Annotated in this window: 12 protein-coding genes, 2 tRNA genes and 3 rRNA genes; 9 read left to right on the top strand and 8 right to left on the bottom strand. The window is 56.8% G+C overall.

The annotated features are described in order from the left end of the window. Positions 1-21: 21 nt before the first annotated feature. The 5 genes from rrf to BN1079_RS17090 all read right to left on the bottom strand — a co-directional run bounded on the left by rrf (position 22) and on the right by BN1079_RS17090 (position 5,222). Positions 22-137, bottom strand: a 5S ribosomal RNA gene (rrf, locus tag BN1079_RS17110). A gap of 156 nt (positions 138-293) precedes the next feature. Further along, positions 294-3,184: ribosomal RNA gene (locus BN1079_RS17105) — 23S ribosomal RNA — on the bottom strand. 253 nt (positions 3,185-3,437) lie between these two features. Further along, positions 3,438-3,513: transfer RNA gene (locus BN1079_RS17100), tRNA-Ala, on the bottom strand. 31 nt (positions 3,514-3,544) lie between these two features. Then, positions 3,545-3,621, bottom strand: a tRNA-Ile gene (locus BN1079_RS17095). 64 nt (positions 3,622-3,685) lie between these two features. Next, positions 3,686-5,222, bottom strand: a 16S ribosomal RNA gene (locus BN1079_RS17090). Together the 16S, 23S and 5S rRNA genes with 2 tRNA genes alongside form the textbook arrangement of a ribosomal RNA operon. Before the next feature lie 664 nt (positions 5,223-5,886). Between BN1079_RS17090 and BN1079_RS17085 the strand changes: the two genes are divergently transcribed. Beyond that, a complete protein-coding gene (locus tag BN1079_RS17085) occupies positions 5,887-6,480 on the top strand; it encodes an acyl carrier protein phosphodiesterase (RefSeq protein ID WP_037026518.1) in 594 nt (197 codons plus the stop codon). A gap of 27 nt (positions 6,481-6,507) precedes the next feature. Here BN1079_RS17085 and BN1079_RS17080 read toward each other — a convergent pair whose 3' ends face one another. Continuing rightward, positions 6,508-6,960: a flavodoxin gene (locus tag BN1079_RS17080; protein ID WP_037026517.1), complete on the bottom strand. Its 453-nt coding sequence runs from the start codon at positions 6,958-6,960 to the stop codon at positions 6,508-6,510. A 172-nt stretch (positions 6,961-7,132) separates the two neighbouring features. On the opposite strand from BN1079_RS17080, the gene BN1079_RS17075 reads away from it, so the two are divergent. From BN1079_RS17075 to cysZ, 6 genes are all read left to right on the top strand, one after another. Beyond that, on the top strand, positions 7,133-7,756 hold the full coding sequence (locus tag BN1079_RS17075) for a hypothetical protein (RefSeq protein WP_037026516.1): 624 nt from the start codon (positions 7,133-7,135) through the stop codon (positions 7,754-7,756). An 84-nt stretch (positions 7,757-7,840) separates the two neighbouring features. Continuing rightward, positions 7,841-8,551 (top strand): dihydromonapterin reductase, encoded by a 711-nt coding sequence (gene folM, locus BN1079_RS17070; RefSeq protein ID WP_037026515.1) that lies wholly within the window; start codon positions 7,841-7,843, stop codon positions 8,549-8,551. Between the two features lie 16 nt (positions 8,552-8,567). Continuing rightward, positions 8,568-8,942: a dihydroneopterin triphosphate 2'-epimerase gene (gene folX, locus BN1079_RS17065; protein ID WP_037026514.1), complete on the top strand. Its 375-nt coding sequence runs from the start codon at positions 8,568-8,570 to the stop codon at positions 8,940-8,942. Positions 8,943-8,997: 55 nt separating this feature from the next. Then, positions 8,998-9,291, top strand: a complete 294-nt coding sequence (locus BN1079_RS17060; RefSeq protein ID WP_037026513.1) for a DUF1244 domain-containing protein — start codon at positions 8,998-9,000, stop codon at positions 9,289-9,291. Beyond that, on the top strand, positions 9,288-9,632 hold the full coding sequence (locus BN1079_RS17055) for a HopJ type III effector protein (RefSeq protein ID WP_037026512.1): 345 nt from the start codon (positions 9,288-9,290) through the stop codon (positions 9,630-9,632). Before BN1079_RS17060 ends, BN1079_RS17055 begins: the two co-directional genes overlap by 4 nt. A gap of 187 nt (positions 9,633-9,819) precedes the next feature. Next, on the top strand, positions 9,820-10,572 hold the full coding sequence (cysZ, locus tag BN1079_RS17050) for a sulfate transporter CysZ (protein WP_037026511.1): 753 nt from the start codon (positions 9,820-9,822) through the stop codon (positions 10,570-10,572). 13 nt (positions 10,573-10,585) lie between these two features. Here the strand turns inward: cysZ and BN1079_RS17045 are convergent, their stop codons facing one another. Beyond that, positions 10,586-11,071, bottom strand: a complete 486-nt coding sequence (locus BN1079_RS17045; RefSeq protein ID WP_037026510.1) for a glutathione peroxidase — start codon at positions 11,069-11,071, stop codon at positions 10,586-10,588. Positions 11,072-11,178: 107 nt separating this feature from the next. Next, on the bottom strand, positions 11,179-11,664 hold the full coding sequence (locus tag BN1079_RS17040; protein WP_037026509.1) for an FKBP-type peptidyl-prolyl cis-trans isomerase: 486 nt from the start codon (positions 11,662-11,664) through the stop codon (positions 11,179-11,181). Between the two features lie 244 nt (positions 11,665-11,908). Between BN1079_RS17040 and BN1079_RS17035 the strand changes: the two genes are divergently transcribed. Together BN1079_RS17035 and pta are read left to right on the top strand one after the other, a co-directional pair. Beyond that, positions 11,909-13,096 (top strand): acetate kinase, encoded by a 1,188-nt coding sequence (locus tag BN1079_RS17035; protein ID WP_037026508.1) that lies wholly within the window; start codon positions 11,909-11,911, stop codon positions 13,094-13,096. Between the two features lie 120 nt (positions 13,097-13,216). Then, positions 13,217-15,313 (top strand): phosphate acetyltransferase, encoded by a 2,097-nt coding sequence (gene pta / locus BN1079_RS17030; RefSeq protein ID WP_037026507.1) that lies wholly within the window; start codon positions 13,217-13,219, stop codon positions 15,311-15,313. Positions 15,314-15,355: the final 42 nt, after the last annotated feature.

Raw genomic sequence — 15,355 nt, 5'->3', positions numbered from 1 at the left:
GATCGGGGGTTTGGTGTATGAGCTTGACGATGACCTACTCTCACATGGGGAAGCCCCACACTACCATCGGCGATGCGTCGTTTCACTTCTGAGTTCGGGATGGGATCAGGTGGTTCCAACGCTCTATGGTCGTCAAGCAATTCGGTTGGGGAGTCGGTGTTGAGTCGCTTCCCCTAATTGGGCATGTGATGGTGGTGCTTTGTTTCGGTTCGCTTTGCGAGCGATGCGTCTTTTCGGTTTGTTTGTCGACTTCGACCGTCTGACACGCAAACATCAAATTGTTTGGGTGTTATATGGTCAAGCCTCACGGGCAATTAGTACAGGTTAGCTCAACGCCTCACAACGCTTACACACCCTGCCTATCAACGTCGTAGTCTTCGACGGCCCTTCAGGGAGCTCAAGGCTCCAGTGAGATCTCATCTTGAGGCAAGTTTCCCGCTTAGATGCTTTCAGCGGTTATCTCTTCCGAACATAGCTACCCGGCAATGCCACTGGCGTGACAACCGGAACACCAGAGGTTCGTCCACTCCGGTCCTCTCGTACTAGGAGCAGCCCCTCTCAAATCTCAAACGTCCACGGCAGATAGGGACCGAACTGTCTCACGACGTTCTAAACCCAGCTCGCGTACCACTTTAAATGGCGAACAGCCATACCCTTGGGACCGGCTTCAGCCCCAGGATGTGATGAGCCGACATCGAGGTGCCAAACACCGCCGTCGATATGAACTCTTGGGCGGTATCAGCCTGTTATCCCCGGAGTACCTTTTATCCGTTGAGCGATGGCCCTTCCATACAGAACCACCGGATCACTAAGACCTACTTTCGTACCTGCTCGACGTGTCTGTCTCGCAGTCAAGCGCGCTTTTGCCTTTATACTCTGCGACCGATTTCCGACCGGTCTGAGCGCACCTTCGTACTCCTCCGTTACTCTTTAGGAGGAGACCGCCCCAGTCAAACTACCCACCATACACTGTCCTCGATCCGGATAACGGACCCGAGTTAGAACCTCAAGGTTGCCAGGGTGGTATTTCAAGGTTGGCTCCACGCGAACTGGCGTCCACGCTTCAAAGCCTCCCACCTATCCTACACAAGCAAGCTCAAAGTCCAGTGCAAAGCTATAGTAAAGGTTCACGGGGTCTTTCCGTCTAGCCGCGGATACACTGCATCTTCACAGCGATTTCAATTTCACTGAGTCTCGGGTGGAGACAGCGCCGCCATCGTTACGCCATTCGTGCAGGTCGGAACTTACCCGACAAGGAATTTCGCTACCTTAGGACCGTTATAGTTACGGCCGCCGTTTACCGGGGCTTCGATCAAGAGCTTCGCTTGCGCTAACCCCATCAATTAACCTTCCGGCACCGGGCAGGCGTCACACCCTATACGTCCACTTTCGTGTTTGCAGAGTGCTGTGTTTTTAATAAACAGTCGCAGCGGCCTGGTATCTTCGACCGGCAAAAGCTTACGCAGTAAATGCTTCACCCTCACCGGCGCACCTTCTCCCGAAGTTACGGTGCCATTTTGCCTAGTTCCTTCACCCGAGTTCTCTCAAGCGCCTTGGTATTCTCTACCCAACCACCTGTGTCGGTTTGGGGTACGGTTCCTGATTACCTGAAGCTTAGAGGCTTTTCCTGGAAGCATGGCATCAACCACTTCGCTTTCTAAAAGAAAGCTCGTCATCAGTTCTCGGCATTAAGACCCCGGATTTACCTAAGATCTCTGCCTACCACCTTAAACTTGGACAACCAACGCCAAGCTGGCCTAGCCTTCTCCGTCCCCCCATCGCAGTAACCAGAAGTACGGGAATATTAACCCGTTTCCCATCGACTACGCTCTTCAGCCTCGCCTTAGGGACCGACTCACCCTGCGTCGATTAACGTTGCGCAGGAACCCTTGGTCTTTCGGCGTGCGAGTTTTTCACTCGCATTGTCGTTACTCATGTCAGCATTCGCACTTCTGATACCTCCAGCCAGCTTCTCAACTGACCTTCACAGGCTTACAGAACGCTCCTCTACCGCTCACCTTACGGTGAACCCGTAGCTTCGGTACCTGGTTTGAGCCCCGTTACATCTTCCGCGCAGGCCGACTCGACTAGTGAGCTATTACGCTTTCTTTAAAGGATGGCTGCTTCTAAGCCAACCTCCTAGCTGTCTAAGCCTTCCCACATCGTTTCCCACTTAACCAGGATTTTGGGACCTTAGCTGACGGTCTGGGTTGTTTCCCTTTTCACGACGGACGTTAGCACCCGCCGTGTGTCTCCCGTGCTGACACTTGCTGGTATTCGGAGTTTGCATCGGTTTGGTAAGTCGGGATGACCCCCTAGCCGAAACAGTGCTCTACCCCCAGCAGTGATACACGAGGCGCTACCTAAATAGCTTTCGAGGAGAACCAGCTATCTCCGAGCTTGATTAGCCTTTCACTCCGATCCACAGGTCATCCGCTAACTTTTCAACGGTAGTCGGTTCGGTCCTCCAGTCAGTGTTACCTAACCTTCAACCTGCCCATGGATAGATCGCCCGGTTTCGGGTCTATTCCCAGCGACTAAACGCCCTATTAAGACTCGCTTTCGCTACGCCTCCCCTATTCGGTTAAGCTCGCCACTGAAAATAAGTCGCTGACCCATTATACAAAAGGTACGCAGTCACCTAACAAAGTAGGCTCCCACTGCTTGTACGCATACGGTTTCAGGTTCTATTTCACTCCCCTCTCCGGGGTTCTTTTCGCCTTTCCCTCACGGTACTGGTTCACTATCGGTCAGTCAGTAGTATTTAGCCTTGGAGGATGGTCCCCCCATATTCAGACAAAGTTTCTCGTGCTCCGTCCTACTCGATTTCATTGATAAGAGATTTTCGCGTACAGGGCTATCACCCACTATGGCCGCACTTTCCAGAGCGTTCCGCTAATCTCAAATCAACTTAAGGGCTAGTCCCCGTTCGCTCGCCACTACTAAGGGAATCTCGGTTGATTTCTTTTCCTCAGGGTACTTAGATGTTTCAGTTCCCCTGGTTCGCCTCACACACCTATGGATTCAGTGTGTGATAACCAGCTTATGCTGGCTGGGTTCCCCCATTCAGAGATCTCCGGATCAAAGTCTGTTTGCCGACTCCCCGAAGCTTTTCGCAGGCTACCACGTCTTTCATCGCCTCTGACTGCCAAGGCATCCACCGTATGCGCTTCTTCACTTGACCATATAACCCCAAGCAATCTGGTTACTGTCTTAAACGTGAAGACGACATTCGCCGAAAATCCGCACTTCGCTCTTTCGAGCAACTCGCAAATTTTACCTTAGCCTGAACAATGCCCAGTGAAAGACACCATTCAGTCTATTTCTATCACATACCCAAATTTTTAAAGAACGATTCTGGTAAAGACCAGAAATCAACATTCATCCGCACCGCGGAAAATGCTCATTTCTGAACTCTGAACAGGACGATTTCAAGATGGTGGAGCCAAGCGGGATCGAACCGCTGACCTCCTGCGTGCAAGGCAGGCGCTCTCCCAGCTGAGCTATGGCCCCAATGTCTTGAAGCCTGCGCCCCACTCGACATTGGTGGGTCTGGGCAGATTCGAACTGCCGACCTCACCCTTATCAGGGGTGCGCTCTAACCAACTGAGCTACAGACCCAATCGTCTTCGCAATGAATCAAGCAATTCGTGTGGGAACTTATGAAGAAGCTGATGGCTTCGATTAAGGAGGTGATCCAGCCGCAGGTTCCCCTACGGCTACCTTGTTACGACTTCACCCCAGTCATGAATCACTCCGTGGTAACCGTCCTCCCGAAGGTTAGACTAGCTACTTCTGGAGCAACCCACTCCCATGGTGTGACGGGCGGTGTGTACAAGGCCCGGGAACGTATTCACCGTGACATTCTGATTCACGATTACTAGCGATTCCGACTTCACGCAGTCGAGTTGCAGACTGCGATCCGGACTACGATCGGTTTTATGGGATTAGCTCCACCTCGCGGCTTGGCAACCCTTTGTACCGACCATTGTAGCACGTGTGTAGCCCAGGCCGTAAGGGCCATGATGACTTGACGTCATCCCCACCTTCCTCCGGTTTGTCACCGGCAGTCTCCTTAGAGTGCCCACCATAACGTGCTGGTAACTAAGGACAAGGGTTGCGCTCGTTACGGGACTTAACCCAACATCTCACGACACGAGCTGACGACAGCCATGCAGCACCTGTGTCAGAGTTCCCGAAGGCACCAATCCATCTCTGGAAAGTTCTCTGCATGTCAAGGCCTGGTAAGGTTCTTCGCGTTGCTTCGAATTAAACCACATGCTCCACCGCTTGTGCGGGCCCCCGTCAATTCATTTGAGTTTTAACCTTGCGGCCGTACTCCCCAGGCGGTCAACTTAATGCGTTAGCTGCGCCACTAAGTTCTCAAGGAACCCAACGGCTAGTTGACATCGTTTACGGCGTGGACTACCAGGGTATCTAATCCTGTTTGCTCCCCACGCTTTCGCACCTCAGTGTCAGTATTAGCCCAGGTGGTCGCCTTCGCCACTGATGTTCCTTCCTATATCTACGCATTTCACCGCTACACAGGAAATTCCACCACCCTCTGCCATACTCTAGCTTGCCAGTTTTGAAAGCAGTTCCCAGGTTGAGCCCGGGGCTTTCACTTCCAACTTGACAAACCACCTACGCGCGCTTTACGCCCAGTAATTCCGATTAACGCTTGCACCCTTCGTATTACCGCGGCTGCTGGCACGAAGTTAGCCGGTGCTTATTCTGTTGGTAACGTCAAAATTGCAGAGTATTAATCTACAACCCTTCCTCCCAACTTAAAGTGCTTTACAATCCGAAGACCTTCTTCACACACGCGGCATGGCTGGATCAGGCTTTCGCCCATTGTCCAATATTCCCCACTGCTGCCTCCCGTAGGAGTCTGGACCGTGTCTCAGTTCCAGTGTGACTGATCATCCTCTCAGACCAGTTACGGATCGCAGCCTTGGTGAGCCATTACCTCACCAACAAGCTAATCCGACCTAGGCTCATCTGATAGCGCAAGGCCCGAAGGTCCCCTGCTTTCTCCCGTAGGACGTATGCGGTATTAGCGCCCGTTTCCGGACGTTATCCCCCACTACCAGGCAGATTCCTAGGCATTACTCACCCGTCCGCCGCTAAATCCAGGAGCAAGCTCCCTTCATCCGCTCGACTTGCATGTGTTAGGCCTGCCGCCAGCGTTCAATCTGAGCCATGATCAAACTCTTCAGTTCAATACTGCTTGGGTTTTGAGAAAACCCTAAACTTGGCTCAGCAATCGCAATCTCTTCCAGAGAATCTCCAGAAGAGCACTCAATGATTTCTCGTTGAGTACATTGTGATGCTGATAATCTTGCTGACCATCAGTCTTACCTCACAAGCACCCACACGAATTGCTTGATTCAGTTGTTAAAGAGCGTTTCGATCAGGCCTTTCGGCTCAACCGAGGCCGCGCATTCTACAGCAGCCTTGTGTCGCGTCAAGCTGTTTTTGAAGAAGTTTTTCTTTCTTCTCAACCGCTTATGCCTTCGATCAACTCAGCGCCTCTCGTCAGCGGGAGGCGAATTCTACAGCGTTCAAACCCGCTGTCAACCACCTCTTTCAACCGCTTTCGATCCACCTGACCGAAGCGCCAACAGAGCCATACCACCACCCTGCCAGCCCGGCGCATTCTACGTGAATCCGCCGTCCGTGCAAGCCTTTAATTTAGCTAACTTCTTGATTTACAAGAGGTTTTGCTGAAGGCCTGCGCCGGAGAAGGTGCGCATTATAGGCACCTCAAATCTCGCGTCAACCGCTATTTGAAGATTTATTCGGCGAGCAGTCGTAGCGCGCCTTTATACATAGCAGGATCGCCTCAGGCCTACTGCTCCGTGCGCATTGCGCTAAGCTCGGCACATGAACTATCTCGCACATCTTCACCTGGGCGGCTCCCAGCCCGGCGACATGCTTGGCAGCCTCTATGGTGACTTCGTCAAAGGTCCGCTGAATGGCCAGTGGGAGCCAGATATCGAAGCTGGCATTCGTTTACATCGCCAGATCGACGCCTTTACCGACAGTCATCCGCTGGTATTGCAGGCCAAACAGCGTTTTCCCCGTGAGCGCCGTCGCTATGCAGGAATTCTGATCGACCTGTTCTTTGACCATTGCCTGGCGGTGCATTGGCATAGCTATGCCGACGAACCTCTGAACATCTTCACTGCGCGTGTTTATCAAGCACTGCGTGAAGAAGAGCTTAGACTTCCAGGCAAGCTTGCATTGATCGCACCACGCATGGCAGCTCAAGACTGGCTTGGCAGCTACCGAAACTTCTCGGTGATGGAGCAGGTTATAACAGCTATGAGTCGCAGACTCTCACGCCCCGAGGGCCTTGTTGGTGGGGCCGTCGAACTGGAGCGGTTGTATCAACCTCTCCAGCAAGATTTCCACGACTTCTATCCGCAGCTGCAGATCTTTGCCAAACAGAACAGCACCGCTCCCCCTGAGCGATAATCTTGACCCTAGCCCTGTCGAACCGCCTCAGCTACGCAGGGCCGCTACGAAGCTGTCCAGCCATGGCTCGGCGTCGCTTTCAGGAGTTACAGTCTCGCTTGCATCGAGGCGCAGCATGTCTACTACCTCGTTAACGCCCAGCTCGGCAAAAAGCTCGCGAACCAGCTCTCCCCCGCCACAAAACGTTGCGCCATAACTGGCATCGCCCAAGGCAATGATTCCTCCCGGCAAGCCTGCCCAGGCAGGAAACTCATCCCGAATCGCCGAGTACAGCGGGATGAAGTTGTCCGGCAGCTCGCCCATACCCGTAGTCGCCGTCACTACCAACAGCGCTTGCGGGGAGAACTCAACAACCTGCGCCAACTGCGCACGCGGGTCATGCCAAGCTTCGAAGCCAGCCGCCTGCAGTCTACTAGCTGCATGCCTGGCGACATCTTCAGCTGTGCCGTAGACCGTACCGGAAAGAATGGCCACTCTCATAATCGACTCCTTGCAATGAATCCTGGAGATTACCGCATTCCAGCGACCGACTTAGCGTACTCGCCTAAGGAACCATCTGATAAAGAAGAGGTCCTAGAGGCACCCAATTACGGGTTCACCCTCGAGTCGACTGGAAAGGGCTCAGCCAACCGCCTCGAAAGGACAGAAAAAAATGGCGGACAAGATTGCTCTCACCAATGCCGAACTGGCCTACATCAAAAGGCTTCTCGGCAGCTCCGAACTCGATTCCGATGAAGTCCAGACCGGCTTCAGTATTGAAGGCGGCGAGCATGCAAATGGGCTGTTACTGCAGCTTGCGGCAAAGGCCAGCCTGACACTTGAGGCGCAGCTGGATGAATATTGCATGCGATTCCCGCTACGCCTGAATGAAGACGAACTTCACGGCATTCAATTGCAGCTGGCCCCCCCGACCATCTACGAACGCGGCCCCGTTCTCAGGGCCTGGCGTTTGCCTTTGGAAGAGCCCCTTGCGCTTCTGTCGCACGATGGTCGCGAAACCGCATTAAGCGTCCATGAGCTGTCGGCTCACGGACTTTTGGTAGACACCGGCGCGAAAAAAGCCCCCAAGCGACTCCACCTGCAGCTACCACTCCCAGGCGAATCCCCCCTCAAGTTCGACGCTCTACAGGTCCGTAACACGCCAGGCGGATTGACTGTCTATGAAGTCGAGTATCACAGCAAGGATGCCGAGCGAATCCGCTCCTATCTATATGAGCAACATCAGCGTCTACATCCGGAGCTACAGCAGGAACTGCCGGTAAAAATCGCCAGCTGAAGAAACCTCTCACCGTCTGGTATAAGCTGGTTCGCATTCGCGCCGCAGCAGCGAGCGCCCGAACCACCCGCTTACCCGTCAAACATGAACCGGACCCGACCTCCAATTCTTATTACAGGCGCCAGCCAGCGTATCGGCCTGCATTGTGCCGAACGCCTGCTCGACGATGGCCAGCCAGTGATCGTCAGTTACCGGACTCACCGCGCCAGTCTCGAGCGGCTACGTAATCGCGGCGCGGTGACAATTCAGGCGGACTTTTCCGGGGCTGGCTCAATACACGCCTTTATCACCACGCTGAAGCAACAGACGTCATCCTTGCGCGCCATCATTCACAACGCGTCGGACTGGCACATCGAGACGACGGGGCAAGAGGCCGAAGTCTTTCAGCGGATGTTCGAGGTGCATATGCTTGCGCCTTACTTGATCAACCTGCATTGCGCCGAACTACTGCAACAGGGCGGCCCGGCGGACATCATTCATATCGGTGACGATGTCACACGCCGCGGCAGCAAGAAGCACATTGCCTACGCGGCCAGCAAAGCCGGGCTGGACAACCTCACCCTGTCCTTCGCCAGCAGCCTGGCGCCCGCTATAAAGGTCAACGCCATTGCGCCGGCGCTGATACAGTTCAACACAAACGATGACGAGGAATACCGGCGCAAGGCGCTGGCCAAATCTGCGCTGGGTATTGAACCCGGCGCAGAAGTGATCTATCAGAGCCTTCGTTATCTTCTGGACAACCCTTACGTCACCGGCACGATACTAAGCGTCAACGGTGGACGCCATCTGATCTGACTATCAAAGGAAAACCATGCTCCGACTGGAACCTTCGATGGCGCGCATACGCGTCAAGGACTTGAGACTGCGCACCTTCATTGGCATCAAGGAAGAGGAAATCATCAACAAGCAGGACGTGTTGATCAACCTGACGATGCTCTATTCAGCTGCCGATGCTGTGCGCGACAACGATATCGAACATGCCCTGAACTACCGCACCATTACCAAGGCCGTCATTCAGCACGTCGAAGAAAACCGCTTCGCCCTGCTCGAACGACTCACCCAGGAAATCCTCGACTTGGTCATGCGGCATCCAGAGGTGCGCTATGCCGAAGTTGAAGTCGACAAGCCTCACGCCTTGCGCTTCGCCGAATCGGTATCGATAACCCTGGCAGCCCATCGCGACTGAGCGATGTCGGTCGCAATTATATTTCCGAATTCACCCGCAACACCGAGACCATGCCATGAATGAACAACAACGCCTCGAAATCGAAGCCGCTGCTTTCCGTCGTCTGGTACAGCATCTGCGCAGCCGTCCGGATGCACAAAACATAGAGCTGATGAACCTCGCCGGCTTCTGCCGCAACTGCCTGTCGAAATGGTACAAGGCAGCCGCTGACGACCTGGACATCGAAATCAGCATGGATCAGGCGCGCGAAGAGATATACGGCATGCCCTACGCCGAATGGAAGCAGCGCTACCAGAAAGAGGCTACTCCAGAGCAGCAGGCCGCCTTTGCAAAGTCGCAGAAGCCATGAGCGACTTTGGTGTATTTCGCGCCAGCCTAGAAAGCCCCGATCACACCTTCAGTGAAACCCTGGCTTACATCGCCGGTGCTTACGACTATCAGCCCCGCCGCTTCACCAATGGCAGCCTGGAAAATGCGGCCGGCGAGAATGAAGGCTCATGCAAGATCTTGGGGCTGGCGATACTGGAAGGGCTTACTACCGAGCAGGCTCTGTTGGCATTCGGGGAGCACTACCGTGCGGTGCTGGCCGAGCCTGAGGCAACGGACCACCGCAACATTCGTGCGCTAATGCAGTCAGGCTTGTCTGGCGTGCACTTCGACCAGCTGCCGCTGAAGCGCAAGGCAAAATAAAAAAGGGCCATCCAGCACTTGGGGAAGGCCTGGAAGCGGATGGCCCTGGGAAACCTGCAAACAAGTCTGCCCATTCACCTCCAGCTAGGCCATTTGGCAATCCAAATGGCCTGCATAGCCGGAGCCTATTGACGACTGTTTCGCCCTTCCGACAGACAATCGCCCTTCATTGCATTCGGAGCCCTATATGCCTATCGCCGCCCTAACCGGCCCGCAATATCTGCGTGAAGGCTTGAAGCTGGTTCTCGGCCCAGGCCTGCGCCGGTTCGTGATCCTGCCGCTGACGGTAAACCTGCTTGTATTCATTGGCCTGATCTATCTGGCTGTACGCCAGTTTGGCAGCTGGGTAGACGCATTCATGCCCAGCCTGCCCGAGTGGCTAATGTTTCTCGAATACGTTCTATGGCCGTTGTTTGTGGCGCTGGTTGTGTTGATGGTGTTCTTCACCTTCACCTTGCTGGCCAACATCATCGCCGCGCCGTTCAATGGCTTTCTTGCCGAAAAGGTCGAGCTGGTCGCGCGTGGTCAGGACAACTCCCCGCCTTTCAGCTGGGCCGAACTGCTGGCCATGCTGCCACGCACCATAGGGCGCGAGGCACGCAAACTGGCCTACTTCGCCCCCAGGGCGCTTGCTTTGCTGGTTTTATCCTTTATCCCGCTGGCCAACCTGGCTGCTGCGCCGCTATGGCTACTCTTTGGGATCTGGATGATGGCAGTGCAATACATCGACTACCCGGCAGATAACAACAAAATGAGCTGGGGCGAAATGATGAACTGGCTGCGCGGTCGACGCTGGAAGAGCCTGAGCTTCGGCGCGGCAACCTATGCCGCCCTGCTGGTTCCGGTGCTAAACCTGTTGATCATGCCGGCAGCCGTTGCCGGAGCGACACTGTTCTGGGTGCGCGAAGGTGGTCAGGGCCAGCCTGCCACGCACCACTAAACAGCCTGGGCAGTCAGCCCGCGAGAGCGCTCTCGATAGCCTGGATCAGCTGAGGATCCTCTGGTGCGGTACGAGGCGAGAAGCGGGCCAGCACACGACCGTCCCGATCAACGAGAAACTTCTCGAAATTCCAGCTGATATCGCCCGGAAAATCCGCACCCTCGCCCGCCAGCAGACGATACAGCGGGTGACGTTGCGGACCGTTGACCTCAAGCTTGCCGCTCAGGGGAAAGCTGATGCCGTAGTTTTCGGAACAGAACTGCAGGATCGCCGCATCACTACCCGGCTCCTGCGAGCCGAACTGGTTACAGGGGATGCCAAGCACGCCGAAACCACGCTCCTGATAACGCTGATGCAGCTCCTGCAGCCCCGCGTATTGCGGAGTCAGGCCGCATTCGGAGGCTACGTTGACCACCAGGGTCAACTGCTCTTTCAGCGGGGCAAGCGGCAGCTCTCGACCGTCGAGGCCGGGAAGAACCAGTTCGTGGAACGCGCTCATTTTTCTCTACTCCAGAAGATACAAAAGCGCTCCGACAAAACCGAAGCGCTTCCAGGGTCCGGTCGTACACAACAGCGTTACGACCGCTCACCTCGCTGGGGGGTGAATCAGTGATGGTGCCCACCTTCACCGTGGACGTGGCCATGGGCGACTTCTTCTTCGCTGGCGTCACGCACGCTGACAATCTTGACCTCGAAATTGAGGCGCTGCCCAGCGAGCGGGTGATTGCCATCGACGATCACGTCATCACCTTCCACATCGCGGATGGTGACAATCTGCATACCGCCGTCCGGGCCGGAAGCGTGGAACTGCATGCCCACTTCCAATTCGTCGACACCCTCGAACATGGCGCGGTTAAGTGTCGCAACCAGCTCGGGGCTGTATTCGCCGTAGGCGTCCTGCGGTTCAATGGAGACCTTGACCTCATCCCCGCCCTGCTTGCCTTCCAGGGCTTTTTCAAGGCCAGCGATGATGTTGCCTGCACCGTGCAGGTAGACCAGCGGGGCGCCGCCGGCCGAGCTGTCGATCACCTCACCAGCGTCATTAGTGAGGGTATAGTCGATTGACACAGCCTTGTTAGCGGCAATCTGCATGAGGCGAAACCTTTTACTGGGAAATGTGGGAAGAAAGTTTAACCGGGGGCGCCGACGATTGCGAATCAAGGTCGGATAAACGGAGCAACCTAGACACCTGCAGACGATATGTAGTCCTGCGTCGGTTGGGGCTACATACAACCTTTGGAGAGCATCCATACCCTCAATAGCTGTGCAAGAATCAGGGCCAGAATGATAGGCGACCCCTACCCCACAATTACTCAAGCTTAGATAAGGAGCACCGATGTCGGCTCGTAACATCCTTGTGATTAACTGCGGCAGCTCGTCGATGAAGTTCGCACTGGTGAACGAAGAGCAAGCCACATTCCCTCTGCAAGGCCTGGCCGAACGCCTCGGCAGTCCCGAAGCGGTGCTTCACTGGCAACTGGGCGATAACAAGCAGAGCCTTGAGATTCCCGGTGCCGATCATCACGCTGCCCTGCAGCACGTCCTGCCCATGGCCCAGGATGCCTCCGGCGGCCATCTGTCGGCCATTGGCCACCGTGTAGTACATGGTGGCGAACACTTCACTGGCTCCTGCTTGATCAATGAGGAAGTCCTGAACGCCATCCGCGACAACGCGCAACTGGCTCCGCTGCACAACCCGGCCAACCTCGTCGGCATCAACGCCACCCTGGATCTGTTCCCCGATCTGCCGCAGGTGGCAGTGTTCGACACCGCGTTCCATCAGACCATGCCCGAGTATGCCTACCGCTACGCCGTGCCGGAGTTCCTCTACAAGGAACACAGCGTGCGTCGCTATGGCTTCCACGGCACCAGCCACAACTATGTAAGCAAGCGCGCCGCCGAGATGACCGGCCTGCCGGTCGAAGACAGCTGCTGGCTGACCGCACACCTGGGCAACGGCTGCTCCACCTGCGCCATCGTCAACGGCGAAAGCCGCGATACCAGCATGGGTATGACCCCGCTCGAAGGCCTGGTCATGGGTACACGCAGTGGCGATGTCGACCCGAACCTGCACAGCTACCTGAACCGCACTCTGGGCTGGAGCCTGGAGCAAATCGACCGCGCGCTAAACCACGACAGCGGCATCAAGGGCCTGTCCGGGCTTTCCAACGACATGCGCACCCTGTCCGAAGCGCGTATGGCGGGCCACCCCGGCGCCAACCTGGCGTTCGAAGTGTTCTGCTATCGTCTGGCCAAATCCCTCGCAGCCATGGCTTGCGCACTGCCGAAGCTCGACGGTCTGATCTTCACCGGCGGTATCGGCGAGAACTCGGCGCCTGTGCGCGAACGCACCCTGGAACATCTCAAGTTGTTCAACTTCAAGCTCGACAAAGCCGCTAACGAGCGTTGCACCCGCGGTGTCGCTGGCGAAATCCAGGCAGAAGGCAGCCCTCGCGTACTGGTAGTGCCGACCAACGAGGAGCGCCAGATCGCCCTAGAGTCACTCGAGCTTCTCGACGCCTGACAGCTGACGAAAAACCGCGCAGGCACGCGTGGCATAACAAACCCGAAGCCCTTTTGCGGCTTCGGGTTTGAGCTGTTCACCCATGCGTTGCCCGAACCCTCTGTTTGACAGGAGATTCCCATGCATACGCTTTTTCTCGCCCCCTGCGGTTTCGGCGGCGGCCTCAACTCCATCAGCCTTGGCCTGATACGCGCCCTGGAGCGTGCAGGCCTGAAAGTCGGCTTTTTCAAGCCGATCGCCCAGCCGTTCCCCAATGATCAGGGCCGCGAGCGCTCCTGCCTGCTGGTCGAAAGCACCCTCAGCATCACCTCTCCCGAGCCCGTGCCACTGGCGCAACTGGAGCGTCAACTGGCTAATGGCGAACTCGACCTGCTGCTTGAAGACGTGGTCAGCCGCTATCAGCAAGTTGCCGCTGGCAAGGACGTGGTAATCGTCGAGGGCATGGTGCCAACCCGCGAAAGCGACTACACCGCTCGCATCAACGCTCTGCTGGCCAAGAGCCTGGACGCCGAAGTGATCCTGGTCGCAGCGCAAGGCGATGACGAGCTCAAGCAACTGGCCGAGCGCATCGAGATCCAGGCGCAGATGTTCGGCGGCGCCAAGGACCCCAAGGTATTGGGCACCATACTCAACAAGGTCAAAAGCGAAGACGGCGTGCCTGCCTTCGTCGAACGCATCAAAGCCCAACTGCCTCTGCTCGGCAGCGATATTTTCCAGCTGCTCGGCGCCGTCCCCTTCAACGCGGAGCTCAATGCCCTGCGCACCTGCGATATCGCCTCAGCTCTGGGTGCCCGCGTATTGAGCGCTGGCGAAGCCGACCAGCGCCGCGTGCAGAAGATCATCCTGGCCGCGCGCACCGTACCGAACATGGCGCACCTGCTACAGCCCGGTGTGCTGGTCGTAACCCCCGGCGACCGTGACGATGTCATCCTGGCCGCCTGCCTGGCTTCGCTCAATGGCGTCAAACTGGGCGGCCTGCTGCTGACCGGCGACTTTGGCCCCGACCAGCGCATCCTCGATCTTTGCAAGGCCGCGCTGGACAGCGGCCTGCCGGTAATGACCGTGCAGACCGGCTCCTACGAGACCGCCACCAATCTGAACGGTCTAAACCGCGAAACCCCGGCCGACGATGTCGAGCGCGCGGCCAAGGTCACCGATTTCATCGCCTCGCATCTGCAACCCGAACTGCTCCATCCTCGGCTCAGCGTGCCGCGTAGCGAGCTGCGCCTGTCACCGCCGGCGTTCCGCTACCAGTTGGTCAAGCGTGCCCAGGATGCCAACAAGCGCATTGTCCTGCCCGAAGGCAACGAGCCGCGCACCATCCGCGCAGCAGTCATCTGCCAGGAACGCGGCATTGCCCGTTGCGTACTCCTGGCCAAGCCGGAAGAAGTGCAGGCCGTGGCCCGCGAGCAAGGCATCGTGCTGCCGGCGAGCCTGGAGATTCTCGACCCGGATGCGATCACCGAGCGCTACGTTGCACCCATGTGCGAAATGCGCAAGGCCAAGGGGCTGACCCCGGATGATGCCCGCGAGCAGCTCAAGGACACCGTAGTACTTGGCACCATGATGCTTGCTCTGGATGAAGTGGACGGCCTGGTTTCCGGCGCCGTACATACCACCGCGAACACCATCCGTCCGGCCCTGCAGCTGATCAAGACCGCACCGGGCTACAGCCTCGTGTCTTCGGTATTTTTCATGCTGCTGCCCGACCAGGTGCTGGTCTACGGCGACTGCGCGGTCAACCCGAACCCGAGCGCTTCCGAGCTGGCAGAAATTGCCCTGCAGAGCGCCGAGTCGGCCGTTGCCCTGGGCGTCAACCCGCGTGTAGCGATGATCAGCTACTCCACCGGCAGCTCCGGCGCTGGTGCTGAAGTGGAAAAGGTCACCGAGGCCACGCGCATTGCTCAAGAGCGTGCGCCTGACCTGCCGATCGACGGCCCTCTGCAGTACGATGCCGCCTCCGTACTCAGCGTTGGCAAGCAGAAGGCTCCAAACAGCAAGGTTGCAGGCCAAGCCACCGTGTTCATCTTCCCCGACCTGAACACCGGCAACACCACCTACAAGGCGGTTCAGCGCAACGCTAACTGCCTCAGCGTGGGCCCGATGCTGCAAGGACTGGCCAAGCCGGTCAACGACCTCTCCCGCGGCGCCCTGGTCGACGACATCGTCTTCACCATCGCCCTCACCGCACTGCAGGCTGCTAACCGCACCGCCTGATGTCCCGCCTCCGCTCCCGGCCAACCCGGCCGGGAGCGGAGG

It is taken from the genome of Pseudomonas saudiphocaensis, from assembly GCF_000756775.1.
Classification (GTDB): Bacteria; Pseudomonadota; Gammaproteobacteria; order Pseudomonadales; family Pseudomonadaceae; genus Stutzerimonas; species Stutzerimonas saudiphocaensis.
The sequence above is the reverse complement of the archived record's forward strand: the minus strand, read 5'-3'. Positions and strand labels throughout refer to the sequence as shown.

Bases quoted from the DNA above. Each gene is read 5' to 3' on its own strand.
- BN1079_RS17085 (WP_037026518.1), top strand. From the start codon at position 5,887: ATGAACTATCTCGCACATCTTCACCTGGGCGGCTCCCAGCCCGGCGAC.
- BN1079_RS17080 (WP_037026517.1), bottom strand. From the start codon at position 6,960: ATGAGAGTGGCCATTCTTTCCGGTACGGTCTACGGCACAGCTGAAGAT.
- BN1079_RS17075 (WP_037026516.1), top strand. From the start codon at position 7,133: ATGGCGGACAAGATTGCTCTCACCAATGCCGAACTGGCCTACATCAAA.
- folM (WP_037026515.1), top strand. From the start codon at position 7,841: ATGAACCGGACCCGACCTCCAATTCTTATTACAGGCGCCAGCCAGCGT.
- folX (WP_037026514.1), top strand. From the start codon at position 8,568: ATGCTCCGACTGGAACCTTCGATGGCGCGCATACGCGTCAAGGACTTG.
- BN1079_RS17060 (WP_037026513.1), top strand. From the start codon at position 8,998: ATGAATGAACAACAACGCCTCGAAATCGAAGCCGCTGCTTTCCGTCGT.
- BN1079_RS17055 (WP_037026512.1), top strand. From the start codon at position 9,288: ATGAGCGACTTTGGTGTATTTCGCGCCAGCCTAGAAAGCCCCGATCAC.
- cysZ (WP_037026511.1), top strand. From the start codon at position 9,820: ATGCCTATCGCCGCCCTAACCGGCCCGCAATATCTGCGTGAAGGCTTG.
- BN1079_RS17045 (WP_037026510.1), bottom strand. From the start codon at position 11,071: ATGAGCGCGTTCCACGAACTGGTTCTTCCCGGCCTCGACGGTCGAGAG.
- BN1079_RS17040 (WP_037026509.1), bottom strand. From the start codon at position 11,664: ATGCAGATTGCCGCTAACAAGGCTGTGTCAATCGACTATACCCTCACT.
- BN1079_RS17035 (WP_037026508.1), top strand. From the start codon at position 11,909: ATGTCGGCTCGTAACATCCTTGTGATTAACTGCGGCAGCTCGTCGATG.
- pta (WP_037026507.1), top strand. From the start codon at position 13,217: ATGCATACGCTTTTTCTCGCCCCCTGCGGTTTCGGCGGCGGCCTCAAC.